We start from the raw sequence: 22,151 nt of genomic DNA, 5'->3' as shown, positions 1-22,151 counted from the left end.
ATCAAAGGTCTTTGGTCGACACCGTGTCGTGTTTCTGGGTCTGCTCCCACTGCGCGATCAAGGCGTCACCCAGGCCTTTGAAATCCTCCGCAAGGAAGGCACAATGCGTCATCCGGTCCAGCCTGAAATGCCGCAGATCTTGGCGTTTTTCGCACCATGCAACGATCATGGCATTGTCGACATAATAGATCATGACAAGGGGCCAGATGATGCGGCGGGTCTCGCGGCCTTCCACGTCGCGGTAGCGGATGCTGAGCTTGCTTTCACGTCGGACGGCCAGCCGGATTTGCGAGATGTCGATGCTGGGGGTGTTGCCCACCCCCCATGACGACGTCACCAGCTTGCGGGTTCCAGGTGCGGCCTCTTGCAGTTTGCGGGCCGCCCGACCTGCCGCCCGCCACAGACCGGGATCACCTGTACGGGCAATCAGGCTGAGGCCCACTGCGATGGCTTCGGCCTCATCCACATCCAGATTGATCGGCGGCAGATCATACCCCTTGCGCATCACATAGCCCACACCCGGCTCACCCAGAATGGGCGTTTGCATGGCCTGCAGGCTTGCGATGTCACGATAGACCGTGCGCACCGACACTTCGAGCGCGGCGGCTATCTCGCGGGCGAGGATGGGTTTGCGCGCACTTCGCAGCAGTTGGATGACTTCAAAGAACCGTGTTGATTTGGACATGGGGCGCCTTCGGTTATTTGCGGTCTAGCCTAACACTCCTGACACATAGATGGCAGCAGTGATGCGCTATGGCCCCGGTCCAACACATAAGCAGGACCAGACCCATGCATAGATTTGACCAAACCACCCGAACCGCGGGCATCCTCCTTGTGGTGATCTCGGCGGTGGTGTTTTCCAGGGCTGGGATCTTTACCAAATCGGTGACCACAGCGGCCTGGGGCGTGATCTTCTGGCGTGGGTTGGCGGCGGCGGGGTTCACGCTGGTCTATTTGGTGATGCGCGGCCAGTTGCGGTCAGAAGTGCGGGCCTTCGGTTGGCCCGCCTTCTGGATCACGGGCATGATGGCGGCAGGCACGGCGGCGTTTATTCCGGCCTTCAAACACAGCAGCGTTGCCAATGTCGCGCTGATCTATGCCGCAGCGCCCTTCATCGCGGCGGGACTGTCGTGGATTTTCATCAAGGAAGCGCCCAGCAGACGGGTGATGATCGCCTCTGGTGCGGCGTTTGGCGGAGTCTTGGTTATCCTGTCGGGATCGGTTGGCGGTGGCGCGCTCAAGGGCGATTTTCTGGCGCTGTTCATGACCTTGATGATGGCGGGGGTGATGGTGGCCTACCGGATGTATCCGGAGGCAACGGCGGCCTTGCCAGCGGCGCTCTCTTCTGTGGTGTTGTTGCCATTGGCCCTAACCTTTGGCGATCCGATGGCGACCCCTGCCGCTGAGATGCCGGTGCTCATTGCCTTTGGGTTGGTCTTTGCTGTGGCTTCCGTGACCTTGTCGGAAGGGGCGCGGCGATTGCCATCAGCCGAAACCGCATTGCTATCGACGTTGGAGATGCCGCTGGCACCTGTTTTGGCCTTTGCATTGCTGTCAGAAGTGCCAAAGCCGCAGGTTCTGCTGGGCGGAGTGGTGATATTTGCGGCGGTGATCTGGTCGCAGCGACGCAGGGCTTAGACGGCTAGTCTTTGTTGATCAGGCGGTCCGCCTTTTTGCGCACCAATGTGCTGCGCAGATCGTGCATCGCCAGAAGCAGACCATCAGTGACCGCGTCGAGCTGTTCGTCGGTAGCCTTGGATTGCACCCATTGCGTGGTGAGGTTCATGTAGTCGACGGCGCGGTGAATGTCGTCGATGTCGCGGTGGGCCAGAACCTGATTGCGGTCTTCCATCCAGCTTTGGATATGTGCCAGATCCGCGTCGGTCAGCACATATTCACCATGGGGTTTGATGGCCCCGTTGCGGATGTTCACGACGGCGATTTGGTCCATCTCGATGCGGCGGTGGCGGTTCTCTGTGTCCACACGGAAAACCGCCGCGCCATTCTCGCGGACCCGGAAATAATACTCAGGTAACTCTGCCGCCATGTTGCCCCTTTCAGGTCAGTCCCGCGCAGAATGTCTGGATGCGGGTGCAGGCCTCTTTCAGGGCCTCGTCAGAGGTAGCGTAACTGACCCTGAAGTTTGGCGACAGCCCGAAAGCCGCTCCAAAGACAACGGCCACCCCGGTTTCTTCAAGCAGGGCTGTGGCAAAGACCTCGTCATTGGTAATCTTGGTGCCTGCGGCGGATGTCTTGCCGATCAGACCCGCGATGGAGGGATAGACGTAGAACGCGCCTTCGGGGGTGGGGCAGGCCATTCCGTCGATCTCGTTCAGCATGGAGACCACCAGATTGCGGCGGCGCACGAAGATCTCGTTGTTGGTCGGCAGGAAATCCTGCGTACCGTTCAGCGCCTCCACGGCCGCCCATTGGCTGACACTGCAGGGGTTGGAGGTGGATTGCGATTGTACCTTGCGCATCGCAGCAATCAATTTCTCCGGACCTGCGGCATAGCCGATGCGCCAGCCGGTCATGGCATAGGCTTTGGAGACGCCGTTGATGGTCAATGTGCGATCATAAAGCGCCGGTTCCACCTCTGCGGGGGTGCAGAACTTGAAATCGTCATAGGCCAGATGTTCATACATATCGTCCGTCATCACCCAGACATGGGGATGGCGCATCAGAACATCGGTCAGCTCCTTCAGCTCGGCGCGGGTGTAGCCTGCTCCGGTGGGGTTGGAGGGGCTGTTGAAGATGAACCATTTAGTCTTGGGGGTGATCGCGGCCTCAAGCTGATCTGCGGTCAGTTTGAAGTTGGTCTGCAAAGACGCTTCGGCAATCACCGGTTCACCGCCTGCAAGCAGGACCATATCAGGATAGCTGACCCAGTACGGGGCGGGGATCACCACTTCTTCGCCGGGGTTCATCGTGGCCATGAGTGCGTTGTAAAGGATTTGTTTACCACCCGTTCCCACACTGACCTGAGAGGGCGTATAGTCCAGCCCGTTGTCACGCTTGAACTTGTCGCAGATCGCCTGCTTCAACTCGATAATGCCGTCCACTGCGGTGTATTTGGTTTTGCCCTCATTGATCGCCGCAATGGCGGCATCCTTGATGTTTTGCGGCGTGTCAAAATCCGGCTCTCCGGCGCCAAGGCCGATCACGTCGCGCCCCGCAGCCTTGAGTTCGGCGGCTTTCGTCGTCACCGTGATGGTCGGAGACGGTTTGACGCGGGAGAGTGATTGAGAGAGCAGTTCCATTTTGGCCTCAGTTTGTCTAAGTGTGCAGCATACTCATAGGGGCCACCCCCGCACCGATCAAGCGACATTGGTGAGAATGCAAAGATCGAGGAGATGTTAACGATGACTGAGACAGCAGACTGGTATGGACCGGAGGCGGCGACCTTTGGAGATCGCGTTGCAGCGGCGCGCGAAATGGCGGGCATGACACAGGCGGTTCTGGCGAAGCGGCTTGGCGTCAAACAATCCACATTGCGCAGTTGGGAGGACGACGTGTCCGAGCCGCGCGCGAACCGGCTGTCGATGTTGGCAGGGTTGCTGAATGTATCGATGATGTGGCTGATCAATGGCGAGGGGGAAGGGCTGGACAATCCGGACATCATCACCCCGCACAACAGCGATCTGAGTGAGATTCTGGCAGAAATCCGCGATATGCGCATTGAGATGCAAAAACGGGCCGAGGCGATGGGCCGTCTGGAAAAACGCGTGCGCAAGATGCTTGAGGATGCGACCCATGGCTGAAGAGCTGCGGGCGCATAAGGTCAAACGCCTGCACATGCGGTCGATGCGCCGGGGGATCAAAGAAATGGATTTGATCCTTTCGGCCTTTGCGGGTGATCATCTTGAGGCGATGGATGACGCCGGTTTGACGCTTTATGACGATATGCTGAACGAGAACGACCATGACCTTTATCAATGGGTCACAGGGCAAGTCGTTGTACCGGAACGATATTCCGATCTGATTGCCCGCATTCAAAGCCGCATCGCGGATCAACCTGTCGGACAGGTTTAACCCAAACGGCCCACACCGGAGGGCCGCTGTTTTGGCCGCCCTTCGAAGCTGTTTCAGGGTTTAACGAATTATTCTGCTTTTTTTTCCCATTTTCTGTGGCAACACATTGAGTCGGAGAAACAAATGAGCATTCAACAATCCGTCACCGGCGCTGCCAATGAATCAGGCTTTATGGTGGGCTATCTAGAGGCCCTGTCTTTGGTTGAGCGGCTTCACAGGCTGCTGCTTGACGTGATCAAGGACGAGTTTGAGCGGGTCGGCGTCTTGGAAATCAACGCAGTGCAGGCGCTGTTGCTGTTTAACATTGGCGACAATGAGGTGACCGCCGGCGAGTTGAAAAGCCGCGGCTATTACCAAGGCAGCAACGTCAGCTACAACCTGAAAAAACTGGTGGAGATGGGGTTCATGCACCATCAACGCTGCGAGATCGATCGCCGTTCCGTGCGGGTGCGCCTTACCGAAAAGGGCCGCCACATTCGCGACGTCGTGGCAGAACTGTTTGCGCGGCATGCGGACGGGCTTGAGGACAAAGGTGTGCTTGGCCCTGCGGGCGTGTCCGAGATCACGGTTTCTCTCAAACGGATGGAACGGTACTGGACGGATCAGATCCGCTATATCTACTAGCGGTCAGGCTGGGGCGGCAGGTAGGACAGGACCAGCCCTTCCAACTCGCGCAGCAACTTGCGTTTCATCGCGTCGGTGTATTGGTTATAACCCAGCGCGGTTTGAACAAAGGCATCCGGGCCAAGGATCACTTCGGCGCTGTAGTAAGCGGACAATTCTGATATTTCCGCCTGCCTGAGATCGCCCATATTCGGGGCGTCTGCACCAATGACCAGCCCGTTGATAGTGATGCCGCTGCGTTCAATTTGGTCATTCACGTCACGGGGACGGGGGCCAAGGTTGGATTTGCCATCTCCGGAGATGTCCAAGGTCCGTTTCCAGCAATCCGGTTGCTGCGCCAAGAGTTGCGCGCCAAAGGTCATCGCCACACCTAGGGCGGTGCCAGGGGTGGCGTTGCGGCGGCGGGTCTGGCGCAGGGTCTCGATCGCGATATCCAGTGCGGGAGGCTGATCCAGCACGGACCAAGGCAGGAGCACATGTTGATCGGCTGGGCCGCTCCATTCATAGACAAGCAGACGGACGGGGGCGGAAGGCATTTGCAGCACCTTGGCGCGGACCTCCGGATCATTCAGCGCCGATGCCAGCCCGTCCAGTTGCGCCCGATATTCCTTGGCATCGACCGATCCGGAAACATCAAGCCCAAGCGCCAAAGCCTGCCGGCAGGCCGCCGTTGCGTTGGTCGCGGCCACGGAAAGCGCAAGCGCCAGCAGCGCGGCGCGGATCATCCCGCTGATCCAGCAGGCCGCGGCAAAGCGCCAATGGCGGGCGGGGTCAACTCACGCTCCAGCTTTTGCCGCATGGCACGTTCATAATCCTCGAAACCGTCGGCAATCACCAAGAACGCCCCCGGTCCATGCAAAACCTCAGCGCGGTAAAAGGCGATCAACCCAACCTCACCTTCAAAGTCGGCGGCATTCACCACCAGACCGTTCACCGTCACCTCTTCAAACGGGAACTCGCGATAGGCGGCTTGCGGGCCGAACCCTTCGTTGTTTTGCCCGTCACCGGCCATATCAAGGGTCTTGCGCAAACAATCGGGCGCAGCTTGCAGCAGCTTGGCCCCGTGCCCCAAAGCATAGCCCATCGCAGTTGGAAACTCATTATGGCTGCGGGTGCTGTTTGCGATGATCTCGGCGGTGTTCACGAGGGTTTCGAGATCGTCAATCATCGTCCAATCCAGCAAAACTTCCTGATTGTAGCGGCCCGACCATTCATAAACGGACAGTGCAACCTTTTGATCTGCGGCGAAAAAGGCGCGCTGCACTTCGGGCGACGTCAGCGCGGCAACAAGGCCGCCGCGCTGCAAACGATCCTCAACCGGATCGACAGAACTGGAGACATCCAGCGCAAGCAAAAGCGCCAGACGGCAATTGGCGGCCTCCGCCGGGGCAGCGGCGGCCAAGGCCAGCGCCGCAACAGAGGCCAGCCGTTTTACCAATGGCCTGTGTTTTCCATGCTGGCCCAAGGCTCGGCGGGGGCCTGTGCATCGCCCTCTTGCAACAATTCGATAGAGATATTGTCGGGAGAGCGGACAAAGGCCATGCGGCCATCGCGGGGCGGGCGGTTGATGGTGATGCCGTTTTCCTGCAAGTGGCGGCAGGTGGCATAGATGTCATCCACGGTATAGGCCAGATGGCCGAAATGGCGGCTGTCGGATGGCAGTTCATCGTCACCATCCCAGTTGTAGGTCAGTTCCACATCCGCATGACCATCCGCCTGACCCGGAGGGCACAGGAAAACGAGGGTAAAACGCCCGCCTTCATTTTCTATGCGGCGGCGTTCAACAAGCCCGAGAAGTTCGTAGAATGCGATGGATTTTTCCAGATCCTTCACGCGCACCATCGTGTGCAGGTATTTGATTGGCATGCTGTGGTCCTTTGTTGCACTGCGTTGGCTGCAACTTAGCACAGCCCGCCGCGCATTCCAGCGCCTCGCGGGATTTTGAGCGTCTGGGATTTTTGGATTAGAAAGCGGATTTGATCCCGATGCTGAGCCCGATGCGGTTCACATCATAAAGGCCAATGTTGCTGTCGGTTTTTGACGCGCTGAGGGTCACGGAGGGGTTAAATCCGTAATAGTCGATCTGCCGGAAGGTTGCGGTGACATCAGCAAAAATCTTGCGATCCTGTCGGCCATCCGCCGAATGTCGGGACACGTCATAATCGCGATAGGCGGCACCAAGGCCAAATTGCACGTCCGCCCCCATGATTGGCTTGCGCATGACATAGCCTGAGCGCAGCTCAACCTCACTGTATTCGGCATCCTTTTCGACGGAATGCGTGGTTTCCGCGCTCAGCCCAAGATAAAGCGTATCGCCGGATTTGAGCCGCTGGGTCAGGCTGCCCCGCAGGGCAAGGCTGTCAACGTCCGGCGTGGCTTGGCCGAATTGTCGTTCAACATCAACGCCAAAGCGGTATCTTTTTGTGCGGCTGGGGCTGTAGGCCTGAAAGGCCGCGCCGCGCAAATAGCTGGCGTAACGTGATCCGCCATACCAGGATTGGCCCAGCTCGCCGTCAAAGGTAAATTCGCCCTTGCGTTCAAAGTTGATGCGCTTGAACCCATAGCCGAGCGTTGCCGTTCCGAAGGCAAAGTCAGAGCCGGATGCGTCGGGCGCGGTGTTCTGGGCGCTGCCCGACAGGGCAAAGGTGCGATAGGACAGGCCGATCTTGACGTCATGCGCAGTGACCGGCGTTTGGTGAAACCTGTAGCGTGTGCGCATGCTGCCACCGACCTCCAGCCCGCTGAGGGCGCGGGCACTGCCAGTGAGATTGTATTCGATGGGCTGGCCGAACAGGATTTCGCTGATGGCATAGTTCAGCTCGGACCGGTCCTGGGCACTGCCGTTGTTGATGTTGGAATTCGGGGCCAAGGTGAAGCTGAGGCTGGTGTGCCAGGGATTGCGGGTTCTTACATATTTGAAGTCACGTTCGGCGCGGGCGCGGAGCAGATCATTGGGCGCATGTTCCGCCGCGCGGCGCAGCCAAAGCTGGGCACGGGTGCGCTGTCCGGCTGTAGACAATACCTGAGCGGTGATCAGAGCGGCCGAGTATTTTTCCGCGTCTGTTTGTGCCAATTGCCACGCACGCCGCGCGGCGGTGCGGGCAGGGGCGGTCCGGCCCAAATCGCGCAGCGCGCGGGCATGGATCAAATGGGCGTTCAGATCATTGGCATCGCGGGTCAGCAACGCCTCAGCATAGACTCTGGCCCGCTGCGCATCTCCGGCACGTAAGGCTTCGGTTGCCGCCTGCCGCATGGCAGGGGCGTCCAATGTGGTTTGCGCAGCCACGGGCAGGCCCGTCAGACAGGCCAAGATCCCGAGGATGGCCGCGCTCCTGTAAAAGGGGCGCCGCTTGGGCATTTACTGATTTCCGCGATAGATCGTGAAACCAAGGGTCTCGCGGACACCGTCTGCGGTTGGATCTTCGCCTGTTTCCAGGACAATAATCCCCACGATTTCCTCGGCTCCGTCGCCCGAGATGATCCCGTAGTATTGGCCGTTCTCATAATCGACAGCCTGGCCGCTGTTGTTGCCAAAGCGGGATGTGAGCGTGCCGGTTATCTCGCCATTGGCATCGAGCGCGTTGGTCGAAACGGTGAAGACAGCTGTCGGAATCGCGGTGAGGGTCGCATCGCTTGCAGCTCCGACGCGGCCATAGATTTCGCTGGTGATATCCTCGCCGGCAAGATTGTAGACCTTGCGGTTGAACACAAATCCATCCACTGCCCCTTCGTAGCGGCCTGTGGTTTCGTTGAAGTCATCAAAGTCGATGGCGATCTGCACGTCCGACGTGGTGTATTCCAACCCGCCGCGCCCGTTGTAGTCTCGCAGACCCGCCCCCTGACCGTTGTAAAGCGCCTGGCCGGTGGTGGGCAGGACCACCGTTCCGTTGCGCTCATAAACAAAGCCGCCAAAGCCATAGCCGACGTAGGCGCCGGTGCGCACGATGGCAAATTCGGTGTTGCCGCTGGTGCTGACGCCGTAAATGGCGCGGTGTCGGAATTGGTTGATGGTCGCGTTGGTCTGTGTGTCTGGATATTGTTGCACCGCCTCATAAACCGCATATGGTCCGAGGCTGCCGACCGCTTGGCCGCGGATATATGGTGTGTCTGCGCCGCCATCAAACGGGAGATTGTCGACGGTAAAAGTGTCGTCCGTAGAATTATAGGCCACGCCCTCGGCAAAGCCATTGCCGTTCTCGTCGACCGCTTCTTTGCGGAAAATCGTGGTGTCGGGCTGCGGTGATGAGGTACCGGGGGGCAGGGTGCGATCGCTGTCGATCGTACCGTCTGTTGTTGTCGGATCTTCTGTCTCATCCGCATTGAAGGGAGGTGTGCCGCCACATCCAACAAGAAACGTACAGAGCAAGAGCCCCGCTGCATTGATTTTCATGATAGCCTGCCTTCAGCTCTGTGTTTTATTTTGCATTACAGTCTCAAACCAGAGGCGGTTTTGTCAACGCTGCTGCATCCCTCACTGTTGAATAACTTTTCAAGGGTGGTCAAAAAACAATACCGCATATGGCGGTTCCTCAGGTGGATTTGCGCAGATATAGTGATCTGCGAATCCATGCCACCCATGAGTGCCTCAAAAGGACCGCCCGTCATGCCCCTTTCCCCTGACCAACAAGCCGAAATTGACGCCCTGCGCAGCGAAAGCCAGCCTACCTTGCGGGCCACCGTGCCGGGGATGGAGGCGCATCTTTACAAGGCGCATGAGGTGCTGGACCACGGGTTTATCCGGGTGATCGACTATATGGGCGATGATGCCGCGATCTGCCAGGCGGCGCGGGTCAGCTATGGCAAGGGCACCAAATCGGTGCAGAACGACGAAGGCTTGATCCGTTACCTCATGCGGCACTGGCATTCGACGCCGTTCGAGATGTGCGAGATCAAGCTGCATGTGAAACTGCCGGTCTTTGTCGCGCGGCAATGGATCCGCCACCGCACCGCCAATGTGAACGAGTATTCCGCCCGTTATTCCATTCTGGACCGCGAGTTCTACATCCCCGCGCCCGAGCACATCAATGCGCAAAGCACAGTGAACAATCAGGGGCGGGGCGGCCTGCTTGAAGGGGAAGAAGCGGCCCGCGTGCTGGAGATCCTCAAGGCAGACAGCAGCCGCGCCTATGACCATTATCAGGAAATGATCTCGCAAGAGGGGCAGGACGGTCTGGCCCGCGAGCTGGCGCGGATGAACCTGCCTGCCAATGTCTATACGCAGTGGTACTGGAAGGTGGATCTGCACAATCTCTTCCACTTCCTGCGCTTGCGCGCCGACGCCCACGCCCAATACGAAATCCGGGTTTACGCCGATGCGATCTGCAAGGTGGTGGCCGACTGGGTGCCAGCAGCCTATGGCGCGTTTGAGGACTATCGTCTGGGTGGCGCGACGCTGTCTGGCAAGGCGCTGGATTGCCTGCGCCGGATGCTTAAGGGCGAGACGGTCACGCAGGAGACTTCGGGGATGTCGAAAGGGGAGTGGCGCGAGTTTGAAGGGGTGATTGGCTAAGGCAGATTGAGCGGCCTGTCGTCACACCACCCACCCCGCCCGGCACCGCCGGGCAGCGCCCGACCTCCCCCAGGAGGGCGCTTTTGCACCGGATCACACCTCATGAAAGCTGTGCATTTTGCGCCGCCCCTCTGCCGCTTGGAGGGGGGAGGCACCCTCCAGGTCGGTCGCTGCCCGGCGATGCCTGCACCATGCCCTTGACGGCGGGGTGAACCCGGCCCTACCACAACACATGGATCCGAAAACTGCCCTACACGCCCGACTTGAGGCGCTTGATGCCGAAGATGCCGCTGGCCTCGACGGGCAAAAGACCGTTGAATTGGATCAACAGGCGGTTGGCCGGCTCTCGCGGATGGATGCCCTGCAAAATCAGGCGATGGCACAGGCACAGGCGCGGCGACGCGGGGCCGAGCGGCTGCGCATTCAGGCGGCTCTGGCGCGGCTTGCGGAGGGCGAATACGGCTTTTGCACCGATTGCGGCGAGGCGGTCGAGCCTGCCCGCCTTGCTGCGGACCCTTCCATGCCGAAATGCCGCGATTGCATGCAGGGGGGCTAGCGCGCCGCATTGACACCGGCGTGGCAAAGGCCAGACTGTCGCCATGTTTGATCTTGCCAACCCACCCGCCGGTTTCACCGACAACCCGTTTCCGCATTACGATCGCCTGCTGGCTGAAACCCCTGTTTTGGAGCAGCCGGACGGCTCTGTCCTGATTTGCAAACACGCCGATCTGAATGCCATCTACCGCGACACGACAACCTATATTTCGGACAAAAAGGCGGCCTTTGCCCCCAAATTCGGGCTGGATACACCACTATTCGAACATCATACCACCTCGTTGGTGTTCAACGACCCGCCACTTCACACCCGTGTGCGCCGGATCATGACATCAGCCTTGACGCCCAAAGCCTTGGCGCGGATGGAACCGGGGTTGATTGAAACGGTGGACCATTTATTGAACGTCATGCCGCAGGATGCTGATCTTATTGAGGATTTTGCATCTACCATTCCCATCCAGATCATCGGAAACCTGCTTGATGTACCGATGGACGAACGTGGCCCCCTGCGTGATTGGTCTCTGTCAATTCTCGGCGCGTTGGAGCCGGTCCTGACCCCAGAGCAACTGGAGGCCGGCCATCGAGCGGTGCGCGACTTCAAGGACTACCTCACGGACCTGATCGCCCGCAGGCGGGCACAACCGGGAGACCCAGAAACGGACGTGCTGACACGGCTGATCAATGGGGATGAAACTGGGCGGTTGACCGAGATCGAGCTGATCCAGAATTGCATTTTCATCCTCAATGCGGGCCATGAAACCACGACGAACCTGATCGGCAACGGCTTGGCCCTGCTCAACGATCATCCGGTGCAAAAGGCGCAGTTGATTGACGACCCGGCGCTGATCAACACGGCGGTGGAGGAGATCCTGCGAGTGCGGTCACCAAACCAGTTTGGCAATCGTGAAACCACGGCTCAGGTGACGTTCGGCGGCATTAATATCCCGCCGGGGACCAATCTTCATCTGTGCATTGGCGCGGCCAACAGAGACCCGGATGTGTTTGAAAACCCAACAGTCTTTGACATTAAGCGGCAGCCGAACCGACATCTTGCCTTTGCGGGCGGGCCGCATGTGTGCGTGGGCCTGACGCTCGCGCGGATGGAAGGACGGATCGCTATTGAACGTTTTTTGAGGCGCTATCCTGATTATGTTTTGGCACCCGGTCGCCTGGGCGGTGGGCGTATCAGGTTTCACGGATACCAGTCACTGCCCTGCGCCCTGTCCTGAGCGCAGCAAAATCTTTGGTTTGGCGCTGTTGCACAACGCCAAATTTACCGGTTTTCCGTCACTGATCTGTTGTTATAACAGGGTGATGTCAGACGCCATCTGGCGGCCGTCGCGGCCTTCGGAAAGTTCGAAACTGACTTTCTGGTCATCCGCAAGGCCCGTCAGGCCAGAGCGTTCGACCGCTGAGATATGTACAAATACATCATTGCCGCCACCTTCTGGTGCGATAAATCCGTAACCCTTGGTGGTGTTAAACCATTTCACGGTGCCATTCGGCATAATATCCGCGCCTCCTTTAGTCTTTCATAGGCCTGCCGAAACAGGATAGGGCCTATGCCAAACCATTCCGGCGCGCCCTACAGTAGAAAGGATTGCGCAATCGGGAGAAAAATCAAGTAAATCGCGAAAAATTTTGTTCAAATTTCAGATCAAGCGCCAAAAGAAGAGGGAAAATGATGCAAATTTATGGTCTTAAGAATTGCGATACCTGCAGGAAGGCGATGAAGGCACTGCCTGATGCTACGCTCGTTGATGTGCGCGTTGATGGCGTTCCTGAAGAGGTGTTGTTGGCGGCACATCAACAGTTCGGTGGCGCGCTATTGAATACACGGTCCACCACTTGGAGAGGGCTGAGCGAGGTAGAGCGGCAGGCCGATCCTCTGACATTGATCAAAGCCCATCCCGCTTTGATGAAGCGGCCGTTGATTGCTGTGGATAACACGCTTTTTCTATCTTGGAACAGTGATATAGAGAAGGAAATTAAAGCACTTTCTTAACCGGTGTCAGCTGGCGCGGCGCGCGCGCCAGCATGGTTTCAACGCTCAAATAACGCGCCGTTTGAATGCGCGGTCAAAGGACAAGGGCCCCGCGCCTTTGATCACTAGGATCAGCAGCAAGAGAACCCACAACGCCCTCTGGTCCATGATGACCGCATCCGGGAAACGGTCGAACCACGCGCCCAACGCGCTGTCTTGGCCATGGCCATAGATGTCGGTCAGCGATTGGACAGCGATGAAACCGATCATCCCCAGCGCGGCGAGGCGGGTCAGCAAGCCAACAACGATAAGGGCTGGCAAAATGAACTCTGCCCATGTTCCTGCGAGCACGACCAAACGATGAAAAAGACCAAGTGCATCAGTGTCATAGCCGGCTTCTTCGAGCACACGGGGGAAGATCTGCGCATAGGCACCGACGGAAGGTGTCCATAGGCCAGACAGGCCATCGCCGATTTTGGTGAGACCCGAATTGAGGAAGTAGACCAGCAGAACCGCCGCAAAAAGGAACCTTGCGAGCGTTGGCAACAACCAGTTGGCCTGTTCGAGTCTGGTGAAAACTGCATCATGCAGGGATATAAGCGGTTTCATATCAATTCCTTACGGGGTTTCTTTAAAGGCTCGGGATGACAGGGCCGTTGTGAGGGCGGCGGCGAGATCAAAATCGGGTATTTGCGCAAGGGTCAGATCGTGCGCAGCCCCAAATGTCCGGCCTTGGGCCAGGTTCTCCAGCCAGATCGCGGCCCCCGGAGGCAGGAGCCATGGCTGTGGATCAAATTCTGGACGGGTGATCAGAACATCCTGTGCAATAGCCTGCGGTTTGGGCGCGCCATCTTCGTTATTGAAGCGCCAGATGTCATAGAGCGGCCAATCAGAGCGCAGGATCAGGCTGGCTGGTGCAAGACCGATCTTCATTCTAGGCAATGCATCCGGCGCAGTGTTTTGCAGCCTGGCCGCGTCAAAATTCGGAGCGTCGGCGGCGTGGTAGGACCGGCGCATGGCCTGATCAAGCCGTGCGGCATCGGCCAGATACCCGATATGCGCAAGGGGCGTGAAGTTTTCGATAAACTCAGGAAAATCAACGCCATAATGCATCATGAGCGGCGATTTAGGGGGGTGATTTCGGACGTAGAGCGGCGCGAGCGAGCTGAAATTCTGCGTGCCGATCAGTTTGCGAACCAGCGGGAACGCCGTTGATAGAGCCTCACAAAGCGAGGTGGTCACGTTGTTGCGATAGACATCATATCTGCGGCCTGCCGGTTGGTTTTTACCGTCGATCAGACCGTCCGGCACGGGGCGCGCTGGGTCCAGGAGGCCCGCGTGAAATCTCTCCGATCGGGTCATCCGGCCAAGGCCATGGCGGCGCGGTTTGCTTCGGCACGAAGGGTTGGCCAAGACGGTATATCGTTGTCCCATTCCACTAAAACCGGTTTTGGTGCGGTTTGTGCAAGCGTGTATCTGAGCAATGACCAAACCGGATCGACGACTGGTTTGGCGTGGCTATCGATCAACAACGGCGCACCAAAATCATCCTGATCTTCATCATGTCCACCCACATGGATCTCGCCCACATGATCGGTTGGATAGGTATCAATGTAGGTTTCTGGGCTGACCCCAAGGTTTGTGGATGAAATGAATACGTTGTTCACATCCAGCAATAGACCACAGGATGTCTTGTGGATAACCGCAGAAAGAAAGTCAGTTTCTGTAAAAGTAGATTCAGCAAACGTCAGATAACTGGACGGGTTTTCCAGCAGCATTTGACGGCCCAAGGTGTCTTGAACCTGATTGATATGGTCACTCACGAGGGTCAGAGTTTCGGCTGTATAGGGCAGGGGCAGCAGATCGTTCATGAACTCCGCACCGTGGGTGGACCATGCCAGATGTTCCGAAAAGCTGGCGGGTTTGATGCGATCACACAGGCGCTTGAGCCGATTTAGGTGATCCTTATCAAGCGGCTGTTGGCCCCCGATGGACAGGCCTACACCATGGATGGAAATCGCAAAGGTCTCGGACAACGCCTGCAACTGGGCCAAGGGTCGCCCGCCGTCACCCATATAGTTTTCGGCATGAACCTCAACCCATTCAACAGCGCCGGGATCTTCCAGAAGCTCTTGGAAATGTTGGGGTTTGTATCCGATCCCGGCTGCGTTGGGCAACTGGTCAAATCGGGACCGCGTGTCGAGCATGATGCGCCCTCCGGTGGATCAAGGGTGTTCCGGGCCGCGCTCTGGGCCGCCCGGAACGCATTTCTTACGCGGGCAGGTCGCGGTCGAGTGCCTCAAGCGAGCCTTTGCGCTCAGAGCCGTCTGCCATCGCTGGCAGATCGATGCTTTCGCAGGTTCCGGCGTCAACCAACGTCCAGGCGTTGCCTTGATAATCGGTGACGGATGTACCTGCGCAGGTGGTGCCCGGGCCGGCAGCGCAGTCGTTTTCACCAGCCAAAGACACGCCATAGCATTTCTCTTTGGAGGCCGCCTCGGCCGTGGTTGTCTGTGCGGTCATCGCTGCGGCAACAGCGCCTGCAAGCGCGACGGATTTGAGTGTGTTGGACATTTTTCAAACTTCCTTTGGTGTTCAAATCAACGGGTGATGTGAAGAGTAAACCATCCGGGCCAGTCTAACACCACTCACGAGGGAGTGTGTCACGATCCTGTCAGGATTTGCCGGAAAATCTGGGAGATTTGTTGCGAATTTGGCCTTTGGCACCTGTGAATTGTTACAGGCCCACAAAAAACGGGGCCGCGCAAACGGCCCCGTGTGAGGAATGTTACAAAAACCGGATCATCGCAGATCGGGCGGTGTTGCCTCGACGCTCAGGGCGGCGGCAACATCGGCCAAGGGTTGCACCGAAGTTTGTTTTTCGCCCAAACGGCGGACGGACACGGTCTTTTCTTCCACTTCGCGGCCACCCACGGCGAGAATCACAGGCACCTTGCCAACTGAATGTTCGCGGACCTTGTAGTTGATTTTTTCGTTACGCATGTCGGCCTCGGCCCGCACACCGGCGGCTTTGAGAGTCTCAACAACTTCAACCACATAGTCATCGGCCTCGGATGTGATCGAGGCAACAACAACCTGACGTGGGGCCAGCCAGAAGGGCAATTTGCCAGCGTGCTCTTCGATCAGGATCCCGATGAACCGCTCAAAACTGCCCAGGGTGGCCCGGTGCAGCATTACGGGGCGGTGCTTGGCGCCATCGGCGCCCACGTAGGTTGCATCCAGCCGTTCGGGCAGGACGAAATCAACCTGATGGGTGCCGCATTGCCAATCGCGGCCAATCGCGTCGGTCAGGACAAACTCCAACTTAGGGCCATAAAATGCGCCTTCGCCGGGGTTCAGTTCGGGTTCGATTCCGGCGGCACGTGTGGCTGACAAGAGCGCCTCTTCGGCCTTGTCCCAAACCTCGTCCGAGCCGGAGCGTGTCTCTGGCCGGTCGGAGAATTTCACGCTGAAGTTCTCGAAACCCAGATCTTTGTAGATGTTGCTGAGGAAGGTGATGAACTCAGCGGTTTCCGCCTCGATCTGGTCCTCGCGGCAGAAAATATGCCCGTCATCTTGGGTAAAGCCGCGCACGCGCATGATACCGTGCAGGGCGCCAGAGGGCTCATACCGGTTGCACGAGCCGAATTCGGCCATGCGCAGCGGCAAATCGCGATAGGATTTCAGACCCTGGTTAAAGATCTGCACGTGGCAGGGGCAGTTCATCGGTTTCAGGGCGTTGACCGCCTTTTCGCGGGCGTGCTCTTCGTCGACTTCGACGATGAACATGTTTTCCTGATACTTTTCCCAGTGACCGGAGGCTTCCCACAATTTACGGTCCACGACCTGCGGAGTGTTGACCTCCACGTAGCCACCTTTGCGTTGCTGGCGGCGCATGTAGTCTTGCAGTTCGGTGTAGATTTGCCAGCCGTTGGCGTGCCAGAACACCTGTCCGGGGGCTTCTTCCTGCATGTGGAACAGATCCATCTCGCGGCCCAGTTTGCGGTGGTCGCGTTTGGCGGCCTCTTCAAGCATGTTCAGATGTGCGCGCAGTTTTTCCTTGCCGGTGAAGGCCACGCCATAGATCCGTTGCAGCATCGCACGGTCGCTGTCGCCGCGCCAGTAAGCCCCGGCAATCGACATCAGCTTGAAGGCATCGCCCGGCACCTGGCCGGTATGCTGCAAATGCGGACCCCGGCACAGATCCTGCCAGTCGCCATGCCAATACATGCGCAATGGCTCATCGCCGGGAATGGCGTCAATCAGTTCAACCTTATAGGGCTCGCCATTGTCCTCGTAGTGTTTGATCGCGCGGGCACGGTCCCAGACCTCGGTGCGGACGGGATCGCGCTTATTGATGATTTCCTTCATCTTTTTTTCGATGAGGCCAAGGTCTTCGGGGGTAAACGGGTCTTTGCGGTCAAAGTCGTAGTACCAGCCGTCCTTGATCACCGGGCCGATGGTCACTTTGGTGTCAGGCCAGATCTCCTGCACGGCGCGGGCCATGATATGGGCCAGGTCGTGGCGCACCAGCTCATTGGCCTGTTCTTCGTCGGCCATGGTGTGGATGGCGATGTCGGCATCAGCATCGATCGGCCAGGCCAGATCGTAATGTGCGCCGTTCACGGTGGCGCTGATGGCTTTTTTACCAAGGGATTTGGAAATATCGGCCGCCACTTCGCCCGCAGTGATACCTGCGTCGTAGCTGCGTGCATTGCCATCGGGAAGGGTGAGAGAGATTTGAGCCATCTTGGGCGCTCCTCGTCAGTTTGGCGCCCACGAGACGCCCGGTTGCGGGTTATGTGTGGGCGCTGTTTCGCGCGGCGGGCAGGCAAGGTCAAGGGCTGTGTTGAGGCCGTGGCGGATAGCGGACAGAAAACCACAGGTGCAGCAGGGCAAGGCAGGCACAGCAACCGGCGGCAAATCCTGTGGCGGCAATGCCAAATCCTGCGATGACCAGCCCGCCGATGGCCGATCCAATGGCCGCGCCAATATAGATCGCCGCGGCATTGACGGCCAGAACAACAGGCGCCTGCGCCCCGGCAAAATTGATCAGGCGCATCTGTTGTCCGGCCATAAAGGCCCATCCGGAGAGCGCCCAGAAAAATGCGATGGCCACAAGCGCAATGTCGGAGACGGGCAGCAAGGAAAACAGTGGCATCACAGACATTTGGCACAGGCAAAGCGCGGTCAGCGTGATTTTCCAGCCCAGCTTATCGGCAAGGAACCCGCCAAGGATGTTGCCTCCGACCGCCCCCAAACCAAACACAAGCAAGATCGCGGTAATACCATCCCGTCCATATCCCATGGTCCCGCTCAGCAGCGGTGCGACATAGGTATAAAGGACATAGATCGAGCCAAGAAAACTGCCGGTGAACATTACTGCCAGCATCACGCGGCCCTGCGAGAGGACATGCCCAAGATCGGTCAAGCTCACGGGCTGAAACCTCAGACCGGCCGGCACGCGCCGCCATGTCAGCCATATCAGCGGAAGCGTCAGCGCCAGCACCAGCCAGAACGCCCACCGCCAGCCAAAGCTATAGGCGATCCAGCTTCCGACCGGCACGCCCAGAACCTGCGAAAGGGTGAGCCCGAAAAACACGCTGGCCAGAACCCGCGCCCTTTGCGCCTCTGGGTAGAGTGCGGCGGCAACGGCTGCGGCCACGGGGGTGAACAGACCCGCGCCTGCCGCGGCCAGCACCCGTCCGATGTTGAGCATGGCGAAGTTTGTGGCAACCGCCGAAAGGACAGCTGCCAGCGCAAACAGAACAAAGGCCGATGCCAAGACCCGCCTGCGGCCCACGCGCCCGCTGAGGGCGACCAACAAAGGCGACAAGATTGCGTAAGCAATGGAATAGACAGTCAACAATTGTCCGGCAGAGGCGGCGCTGCGCTGCATATCGGCGCCCAGAGGTTCTAGCACTCCGACGATCACAAAGGCCCCCATACCGATCACAAAGTTGCCCAGCGACAACAGGGGGATCAGCAACCGATCAGGGGCAGGGGCCATGTCAGAGGATTGCATATCAAATGCCTAACAGGTCTAGTTGCCCATGCAAGACTGCCGCAGCGTCGGCATTTTCATGACACCCAAGGAGGACAGGATGATCGAAGTGGAATGGCAAAACCTGAAGGCGCATGAATTGCGCCGTCTGGCGGACGAAAATGCGGTGGTGATCCTGCCCATCGCCTCGATTGAACAACACGGGCCACATCTCCCCACCATGACCGACACGCGGCTGGGCCATGAGGTGGCCATTCGCGCGGCCCGCAAAGCCAGCGGAACCCGGCCCGTGGTGGTCACGCCCGTGGTCTGGTCGGGGCTGTCAGAGCATCACATGCCCTTTGGCGGAACCCTGACCGTCAGCCATGCCACGTTTCGCGCATTGGTCAGGGATCTGGTCCTGTCGATCACCCGGCATGGGTTTCGAGACATCCTGATTTCCAATTCCCATGGCGGCAACATCATCGCGATGCATCAGATCTGTGATGAACTGGCCCCGGAGGTGCCCGCAACCCTGGTTGCCACGACCTATCCCATGGAAGCGGCTGAGGAAGTGGGCGGTATTCTTGAGGATCAGGACGGGATGCAACACGCCTGCGAGGCGGAAACCTCGATGATGATGGCACTGGTGGGAGATCTGGTGGACAGCAGCGACATGGGTGCATTGGCCAGCAAGGCGGTTGATGGGCCTACCTTTCTGCGGGCGGGCAAGGCATCTTATCGCTGGCGGCCCTTCACGCATCTGACAGGCAATGGTGTGGCAGGCAATCCGGCGCGTGCCACGGCGGACAAGGGCGAGCGATTGATCGAGGTGAGTGCGGACGCGCTAGCGGCGATGATTGCCGATCCGGACACATGGGCCGCGCCCGAAGATCTGCGCGGCGCGGAAACCGGCGGGGTGCCATTCCGACCCGGCACTTGAGTGAACGGGCCATCGCCCTAACTGGTCTGGCCTCACAGGCCAGACACGGACGGACCGATCATGACCCATCTTCAGAGCCAGGAAACCTTTGCCGCGATCACCGGGGCAGAGGACGCTGCCCAAGACATTGATCAGGCTGAGGCCCGCAACGGGCTCCGGCACATCGCGTCGCTGTCGATGACCAAGGTGGCGGATGGTTTGATCGACCCCAAGCTGGTGCTGGCGTGGCTGCTCACGGCGCTGGGTGCGCCTGCGGTCTATGCAGGTGCGCTTGTCCCGATCCGTGAGGCCGGTGCGCTGTTGCCGCAGATGCCCTTGGCGGGATGGGTGCAAGGCCTGGCCCGGCGCAAATGGGCCTGGGTGATCGGCAGCGCCGGGCAGGGGATCGCCGCCGGATTGATTGTGCTGTCTGCAGTGTTCCTGGAGGGGGCCGCAGCGGGGCTGGCGATTTGTGCTGCTCTTGCCGGACTGGCGCTTTGCCGGGCGGCCTGTTCGGTCTCTTACAAAGACATCCTGGGGAAAACCGTTGCCAAGACCCGGCGCGGGGCAGTGACGGGGTTGGCGGGATCCGTGGCGTCTGTTGCGGTGCTGGTCTTTGCCGGGTTGCTGCTGTCGGGTCTTGCGCAAAATCGTTGGGCGATCATTTTGGCAATCGCCTTGGCAGCGGGGCTTTGGATTGCGGCGGCCCTCTTGTTCTCAAGGGTGGAGGAAAAGCCGAGCGCGGAGCAATCGGCAACCGCTGCAGGGTTCGGGGTCTTGCGCGAAAACGCCGATCTGCGCCGGTTTGTTGTGGTGCGCGGCCTTCTGGTTTCGACCGCATTGGCACCACCCTATCTGGTGATTCTTGCTGGCCAGTCTGAGGACAGCGGGCTGGGCCAATTGGGCGCTTTGGTTCTGGCCTCTGCATCGGCGTCTTTGATCAGTTCCTATGTCTGGGGCCGTTTGTCTGACAGATCCAGCCGTAAGGTCTTGATGCTGGCGGGCGGCGCAGGCGCGGCAGCGATCTGCGCAGCCGTTGGATTGTGGTTTGCCGGATTAGCCACGGCGTTCTGGGCCATGCCCGCCGTTCTGTTTGTGTTGATGGTCGCCTATCACGGGGTGCGGCAGGGGCGCTCAACCTATCTGGTTGACCTCGCGCCCGCAGATCAAAGGGCCGCGTTTGCCGCCGTGAGCAACACGGTGATCGGTGGTTTGTTGTTGCTGGCAGGCGTGATCGGTGGCGGGGCCGCGATCATCGGGCCGCAAGCGACCTTGGTGGTTTTCGCTGTGATGGCGATTCTTGCCGCAGTGGTTGCACGTGGCCTGCCTGAGGTGGAATAGCCACGGGCCTGCGGCAATTGTTCGACAAGTATGGATTGACTGCGACGTATCAGCGTATATTTACGACATAGGGGCAGCGCGATGCGACCCCGACCTTTCCTTTGGGGGATGAGCAGAATGGCAAGCTATAATCGTACATTTGACCTGTCGATCAGTGACGTTGAATTGATTGAAGAAGCGCTGCGCGCGCGGGGCCGTGAGCTGAGCAAGATGCGTCTTGCACTGGGTGGTCAGGATCCGGCAGACATGGAATCAATCCGGGTGATCGAGGCCGATCAACGCGCGGGGGAGGAATTGCTGGGCCGGATGCATGATCAAAAGGTTTTCTACCGTCCCAAGACAGCCACATACATCGGCGGCTGATCCAGTGTTCTGAGGTGGTTGCCCTCCGCCCCGGTGCAGCGCATGATGGCGCAAAACACCGGGGGCGTGCATGGGCGACACATCTTTTTTGACCACCAAACAGGGCCGCAAACTGGCCTATCACCTGACCACGGGGCGCGGTCCTTGTGTGGTTTTCTTGGGCGGTCTCAAATCCGACATGATGGGCACCAAGGCGGTGTTTCTCGAAGAATGGGCGCAGGCACAGGGCCGCGCCTTTTTGCGGTTTGATTATTCCGGTCACGGCGAGTCCTCCGGCAGCTTCACGGATGGCTGCATCGGGGATTGGGCCGAAGACACGGCAGAGGCGGTGGCCGAGTTGACCGAAGGGCCAATCTTGCCCGTCGGGTCTTCCATGGGCGGCTGGCAGGCGCTTTTGCTGGCGCGGGCGATGCCAGAGAAGCTTGCCGGTTTGGTGACCATCGCCGCCGCGCCGGATTTCACCGAAGATGGCTATTGGGCCAATTTCACCGATGCGCAGAAACAGCAATTGGCAGACGCCGGGCAGGTCGAATTGCCATCGGATTACATGGAGCCCTACATCATCACCCGCCGGATGATCGAGGATGGGCGCAAGCAACTGGTCCTGCGCGACCAACTGCATCTGCCGTTCCCGGTGCGGTTCCTGCAAGGCACTGCCGATACGGCCGTCAGCGTTGAAACGGCGGTGCGATTGCTGGAGCACGCCACAGGTCCGGATATGCAGCTGAAGCTGGTCAAGGATGCCGACCACCGGTTCTCGGACGGGCCATGTCTCGATCTGATCCTCGGCGCGATTGATGAGGTTTTGGCGGCAAGCAACTGAAAAGGATGTGGTAAA

General features: G+C 58.9%; 27 protein-coding genes. 12 read left to right on the top strand and 15 right to left on the bottom strand.

Annotated elements, in window-relative coordinates; all coding sequences use genetic code 11:
- Position 1: 1 nt before the first annotated feature.
- Positions 2 to 685 carry a helix-turn-helix transcriptional regulator gene (locus JNX03_RS07600; RefSeq protein ID WP_203211784.1) on the bottom strand — a complete coding sequence of 228 codons (684 nt, stop codon included), beginning with the start codon at positions 683 to 685 and terminating at the stop codon, positions 2 to 4.
- Positions 686 to 789: 104 nt separating this feature from the next.
- Between JNX03_RS07600 and JNX03_RS07595 the strand changes: the two genes are divergently transcribed.
- Positions 790 to 1,638, top strand: a complete 849-nt coding sequence (locus JNX03_RS07595; RefSeq protein WP_203211783.1) for a DMT family transporter — start codon at positions 790 to 792, stop codon at positions 1,636 to 1,638.
- 4 nt (positions 1,639 to 1,642) lie between these two features.
- Here JNX03_RS07595 and JNX03_RS07590 read toward each other — a convergent pair whose 3' ends face one another.
- Both JNX03_RS07590 and JNX03_RS07585 read right to left on the bottom strand, forming a co-directional pair.
- Entirely contained in the window at positions 1,643 to 2,047 is a 405-nt protein-coding gene (locus JNX03_RS07590; RefSeq protein ID WP_037909586.1) for a hypothetical protein, read from the bottom strand.
- Between the two features lie 10 nt (positions 2,048 to 2,057).
- Entirely contained in the window at positions 2,058 to 3,260 is a 1,203-nt protein-coding gene (locus JNX03_RS07585) for a pyridoxal phosphate-dependent aminotransferase (RefSeq protein WP_203211782.1), read from the bottom strand.
- Positions 3,261 to 3,362: 102 nt separating this feature from the next.
- Here JNX03_RS07585 and JNX03_RS07580 point away from each other — a divergent pair, with 102 nt between their 5' ends.
- The 3 genes from JNX03_RS07580 to JNX03_RS07570 all read left to right on the top strand — a co-directional run bounded on the left by JNX03_RS07580 (position 3,363) and on the right by JNX03_RS07570 (position 4,656).
- The gene (locus tag JNX03_RS07580; protein ID WP_203211781.1) at positions 3,363 to 3,761 is read left to right on the top strand and encodes a helix-turn-helix domain-containing protein; all 399 of its coding nucleotides are present in this window, start codon (positions 3,363 to 3,365) and stop codon (positions 3,759 to 3,761) included.
- On the top strand, positions 3,754 to 4,032 hold the full coding sequence (locus JNX03_RS07575) for a succinate dehydrogenase assembly factor 2 (RefSeq protein ID WP_203211780.1): 279 nt from the start codon (positions 3,754 to 3,756) through the stop codon (positions 4,030 to 4,032). The genes JNX03_RS07580 and JNX03_RS07575 overlap by 8 nt, the downstream gene beginning before the upstream one ends.
- A gap of 123 nt (positions 4,033 to 4,155) precedes the next feature.
- Positions 4,156 to 4,656, top strand: a complete 501-nt coding sequence (locus JNX03_RS07570; RefSeq protein WP_203211779.1) for a MarR family winged helix-turn-helix transcriptional regulator — start codon at positions 4,156 to 4,158, stop codon at positions 4,654 to 4,656.
- Here the strand turns inward: JNX03_RS07570 and JNX03_RS07565 are convergent.
- The 5 genes from JNX03_RS07565 to JNX03_RS07545 all read right to left on the bottom strand — a co-directional run bounded on the left by JNX03_RS07565 (position 4,653) and on the right by JNX03_RS07545 (position 9,046).
- Positions 4,653 to 5,381, bottom strand: coding sequence for a DUF1194 domain-containing protein (locus tag JNX03_RS07565; RefSeq protein WP_203211778.1), 729 nt, complete (start codon positions 5,379 to 5,381; stop codon positions 4,653 to 4,655). The two genes, JNX03_RS07570 and JNX03_RS07565, sit on opposite strands and share 4 nt — an antisense overlap.
- On the bottom strand, positions 5,378 to 6,094 hold the full coding sequence (locus JNX03_RS07560) for a DUF1194 domain-containing protein (protein ID WP_231024290.1): 717 nt from the start codon (positions 6,092 to 6,094) through the stop codon (positions 5,378 to 5,380). The genes JNX03_RS07565 and JNX03_RS07560 overlap by 4 nt, the downstream gene beginning before the upstream one ends.
- Positions 6,088 to 6,522 carry a VOC family protein gene (locus JNX03_RS07555; protein ID WP_203211777.1) on the bottom strand — a complete coding sequence of 145 codons (435 nt, stop codon included), beginning with the start codon at positions 6,520 to 6,522 and terminating at the stop codon, positions 6,088 to 6,090. Before JNX03_RS07555 ends, JNX03_RS07560 begins: the two co-directional genes overlap by 7 nt.
- 97 nt (positions 6,523 to 6,619) lie before the next feature.
- Entirely contained in the window at positions 6,620 to 8,014 is a 1,395-nt protein-coding gene (locus tag JNX03_RS07550) for a surface lipoprotein assembly modifier (RefSeq protein WP_203211776.1), read from the bottom strand.
- Complete coding sequence (locus JNX03_RS07545) at positions 8,015 to 9,046, bottom strand: hypothetical protein (protein WP_203211775.1); 1,032 nt, start codon at positions 9,044 to 9,046, stop codon at positions 8,015 to 8,017.
- Positions 9,047 to 9,259: 213 nt separating this feature from the next.
- Between JNX03_RS07545 and thyX the strand changes: the two genes are divergently transcribed.
- The 3 genes from thyX (at position 9,260) to JNX03_RS07530 (ending at position 11,949) form a co-directional block, all read left to right on the top strand.
- Positions 9,260 to 10,165 carry an FAD-dependent thymidylate synthase gene (gene thyX, locus JNX03_RS07540; protein ID WP_203211774.1) on the top strand — a complete coding sequence of 302 codons (906 nt, stop codon included), beginning with the start codon at positions 9,260 to 9,262 and terminating at the stop codon, positions 10,163 to 10,165.
- Between the two features lie 232 nt (positions 10,166 to 10,397).
- A complete protein-coding gene (locus tag JNX03_RS07535) occupies positions 10,398 to 10,721 on the top strand; it encodes a TraR/DksA family transcriptional regulator (protein WP_203211773.1) in 324 nt (107 codons plus the stop codon).
- A gap of 43 nt (positions 10,722 to 10,764) precedes the next feature.
- Positions 10,765 to 11,949 carry a cytochrome P450 gene (locus JNX03_RS07530; protein ID WP_203211772.1) on the top strand — a complete coding sequence of 395 codons (1,185 nt, stop codon included), beginning with the start codon at positions 10,765 to 10,767 and terminating at the stop codon, positions 11,947 to 11,949.
- A gap of 72 nt (positions 11,950 to 12,021) precedes the next feature.
- Here the strand turns inward: JNX03_RS07530 and JNX03_RS07525 are convergent, their stop codons facing one another.
- Complete coding sequence (locus JNX03_RS07525) at positions 12,022 to 12,228, bottom strand: cold-shock protein (protein WP_025047677.1); 207 nt, start codon at positions 12,226 to 12,228, stop codon at positions 12,022 to 12,024.
- Between the two features lie 176 nt (positions 12,229 to 12,404).
- On the opposite strand from JNX03_RS07525, the gene JNX03_RS07520 reads away from it, so the two are divergent.
- On the top strand, positions 12,405 to 12,725 hold the full coding sequence (locus tag JNX03_RS07520) for an ArsC/Spx/MgsR family protein (RefSeq protein WP_203212175.1): 321 nt from the start codon (positions 12,405 to 12,407) through the stop codon (positions 12,723 to 12,725).
- Between the two features lie 45 nt (positions 12,726 to 12,770).
- Here the strand turns inward: JNX03_RS07520 and JNX03_RS07515 are convergent, their stop codons facing one another.
- From JNX03_RS07515 to JNX03_RS07490, 6 genes are all read right to left on the bottom strand, one after another.
- Positions 12,771 to 13,313 (bottom strand): DoxX family protein, encoded by a 543-nt coding sequence (locus JNX03_RS07515; protein ID WP_203211771.1) that lies wholly within the window; start codon positions 13,311 to 13,313, stop codon positions 12,771 to 12,773.
- Positions 13,314 to 13,322: 9 nt separating this feature from the next.
- On the bottom strand, positions 13,323 to 14,066 hold the full coding sequence (locus tag JNX03_RS07510) for an HvfC/BufC N-terminal domain-containing protein (RefSeq protein WP_203211770.1): 744 nt from the start codon (positions 14,064 to 14,066) through the stop codon (positions 13,323 to 13,325).
- Positions 14,063 to 14,911, bottom strand: a complete 849-nt coding sequence (bufB, locus tag JNX03_RS07505) for an MNIO family bufferin maturase (protein ID WP_203211769.1) — start codon at positions 14,909 to 14,911, stop codon at positions 14,063 to 14,065. The genes JNX03_RS07510 and bufB overlap by 4 nt, the downstream gene beginning before the upstream one ends.
- Positions 14,912 to 14,975: 64 nt before the next feature.
- Positions 14,976 to 15,278 carry a BufA1 family periplasmic bufferin-type metallophore gene (locus tag JNX03_RS07500; RefSeq protein WP_203211768.1) on the bottom strand — a complete coding sequence of 101 codons (303 nt, stop codon included), beginning with the start codon at positions 15,276 to 15,278 and terminating at the stop codon, positions 14,976 to 14,978.
- A 228-nt stretch (positions 15,279 to 15,506) separates the two neighbouring features.
- Positions 15,507 to 17,453, bottom strand: a complete 1,947-nt coding sequence (gene thrS, locus JNX03_RS07495; RefSeq protein ID WP_203211767.1) for a threonine--tRNA ligase — start codon at positions 17,451 to 17,453, stop codon at positions 15,507 to 15,509.
- Positions 17,454 to 17,541: 88 nt separating this feature from the next.
- Positions 17,542 to 18,729 (bottom strand): MFS transporter, encoded by a 1,188-nt coding sequence (locus JNX03_RS07490; RefSeq protein WP_203240805.1) that lies wholly within the window; start codon positions 18,727 to 18,729, stop codon positions 17,542 to 17,544.
- 79 nt (positions 18,730 to 18,808) lie between these two features.
- On the opposite strand from JNX03_RS07490, the gene JNX03_RS07485 reads away from it, so the two are divergent.
- The 4 genes from JNX03_RS07485 to JNX03_RS07470 all read left to right on the top strand — a co-directional run bounded on the left by JNX03_RS07485 (position 18,809) and on the right by JNX03_RS07470 (position 22,136).
- The gene (locus JNX03_RS07485) at positions 18,809 to 19,630 is read left to right on the top strand and encodes a creatininase family protein (protein ID WP_203240806.1); all 822 of its coding nucleotides are present in this window, start codon (positions 18,809 to 18,811) and stop codon (positions 19,628 to 19,630) included.
- A 60-nt stretch (positions 19,631 to 19,690) separates the two neighbouring features.
- On the top strand, positions 19,691 to 20,950 hold the full coding sequence (locus JNX03_RS07480) for an MFS transporter (protein ID WP_203211764.1): 1,260 nt from the start codon (positions 19,691 to 19,693) through the stop codon (positions 20,948 to 20,950).
- A 117-nt stretch (positions 20,951 to 21,067) separates the two neighbouring features.
- Positions 21,068 to 21,313, top strand: a complete 246-nt coding sequence (locus JNX03_RS07475) for a hypothetical protein (RefSeq protein WP_203211763.1) — start codon at positions 21,068 to 21,070, stop codon at positions 21,311 to 21,313.
- A gap of 70 nt (positions 21,314 to 21,383) precedes the next feature.
- On the top strand, positions 21,384 to 22,136 hold the full coding sequence (locus JNX03_RS07470) for an alpha/beta hydrolase (protein ID WP_203211762.1): 753 nt from the start codon (positions 21,384 to 21,386) through the stop codon (positions 22,134 to 22,136).
- The last annotated feature ends 15 nt before the right edge of the window (positions 22,137 to 22,151 follow it).

It is taken from the genome of Sulfitobacter mediterraneus, from assembly GCF_016801775.1.
Lineage (GTDB): Bacteria > Pseudomonadota > Alphaproteobacteria > Rhodobacterales > Rhodobacteraceae > Sulfitobacter > Sulfitobacter mediterraneus_A.
The sequence above is the reverse complement of the archived record's forward strand: the minus strand, read 5'-3'. Positions and strand labels throughout refer to the sequence as shown.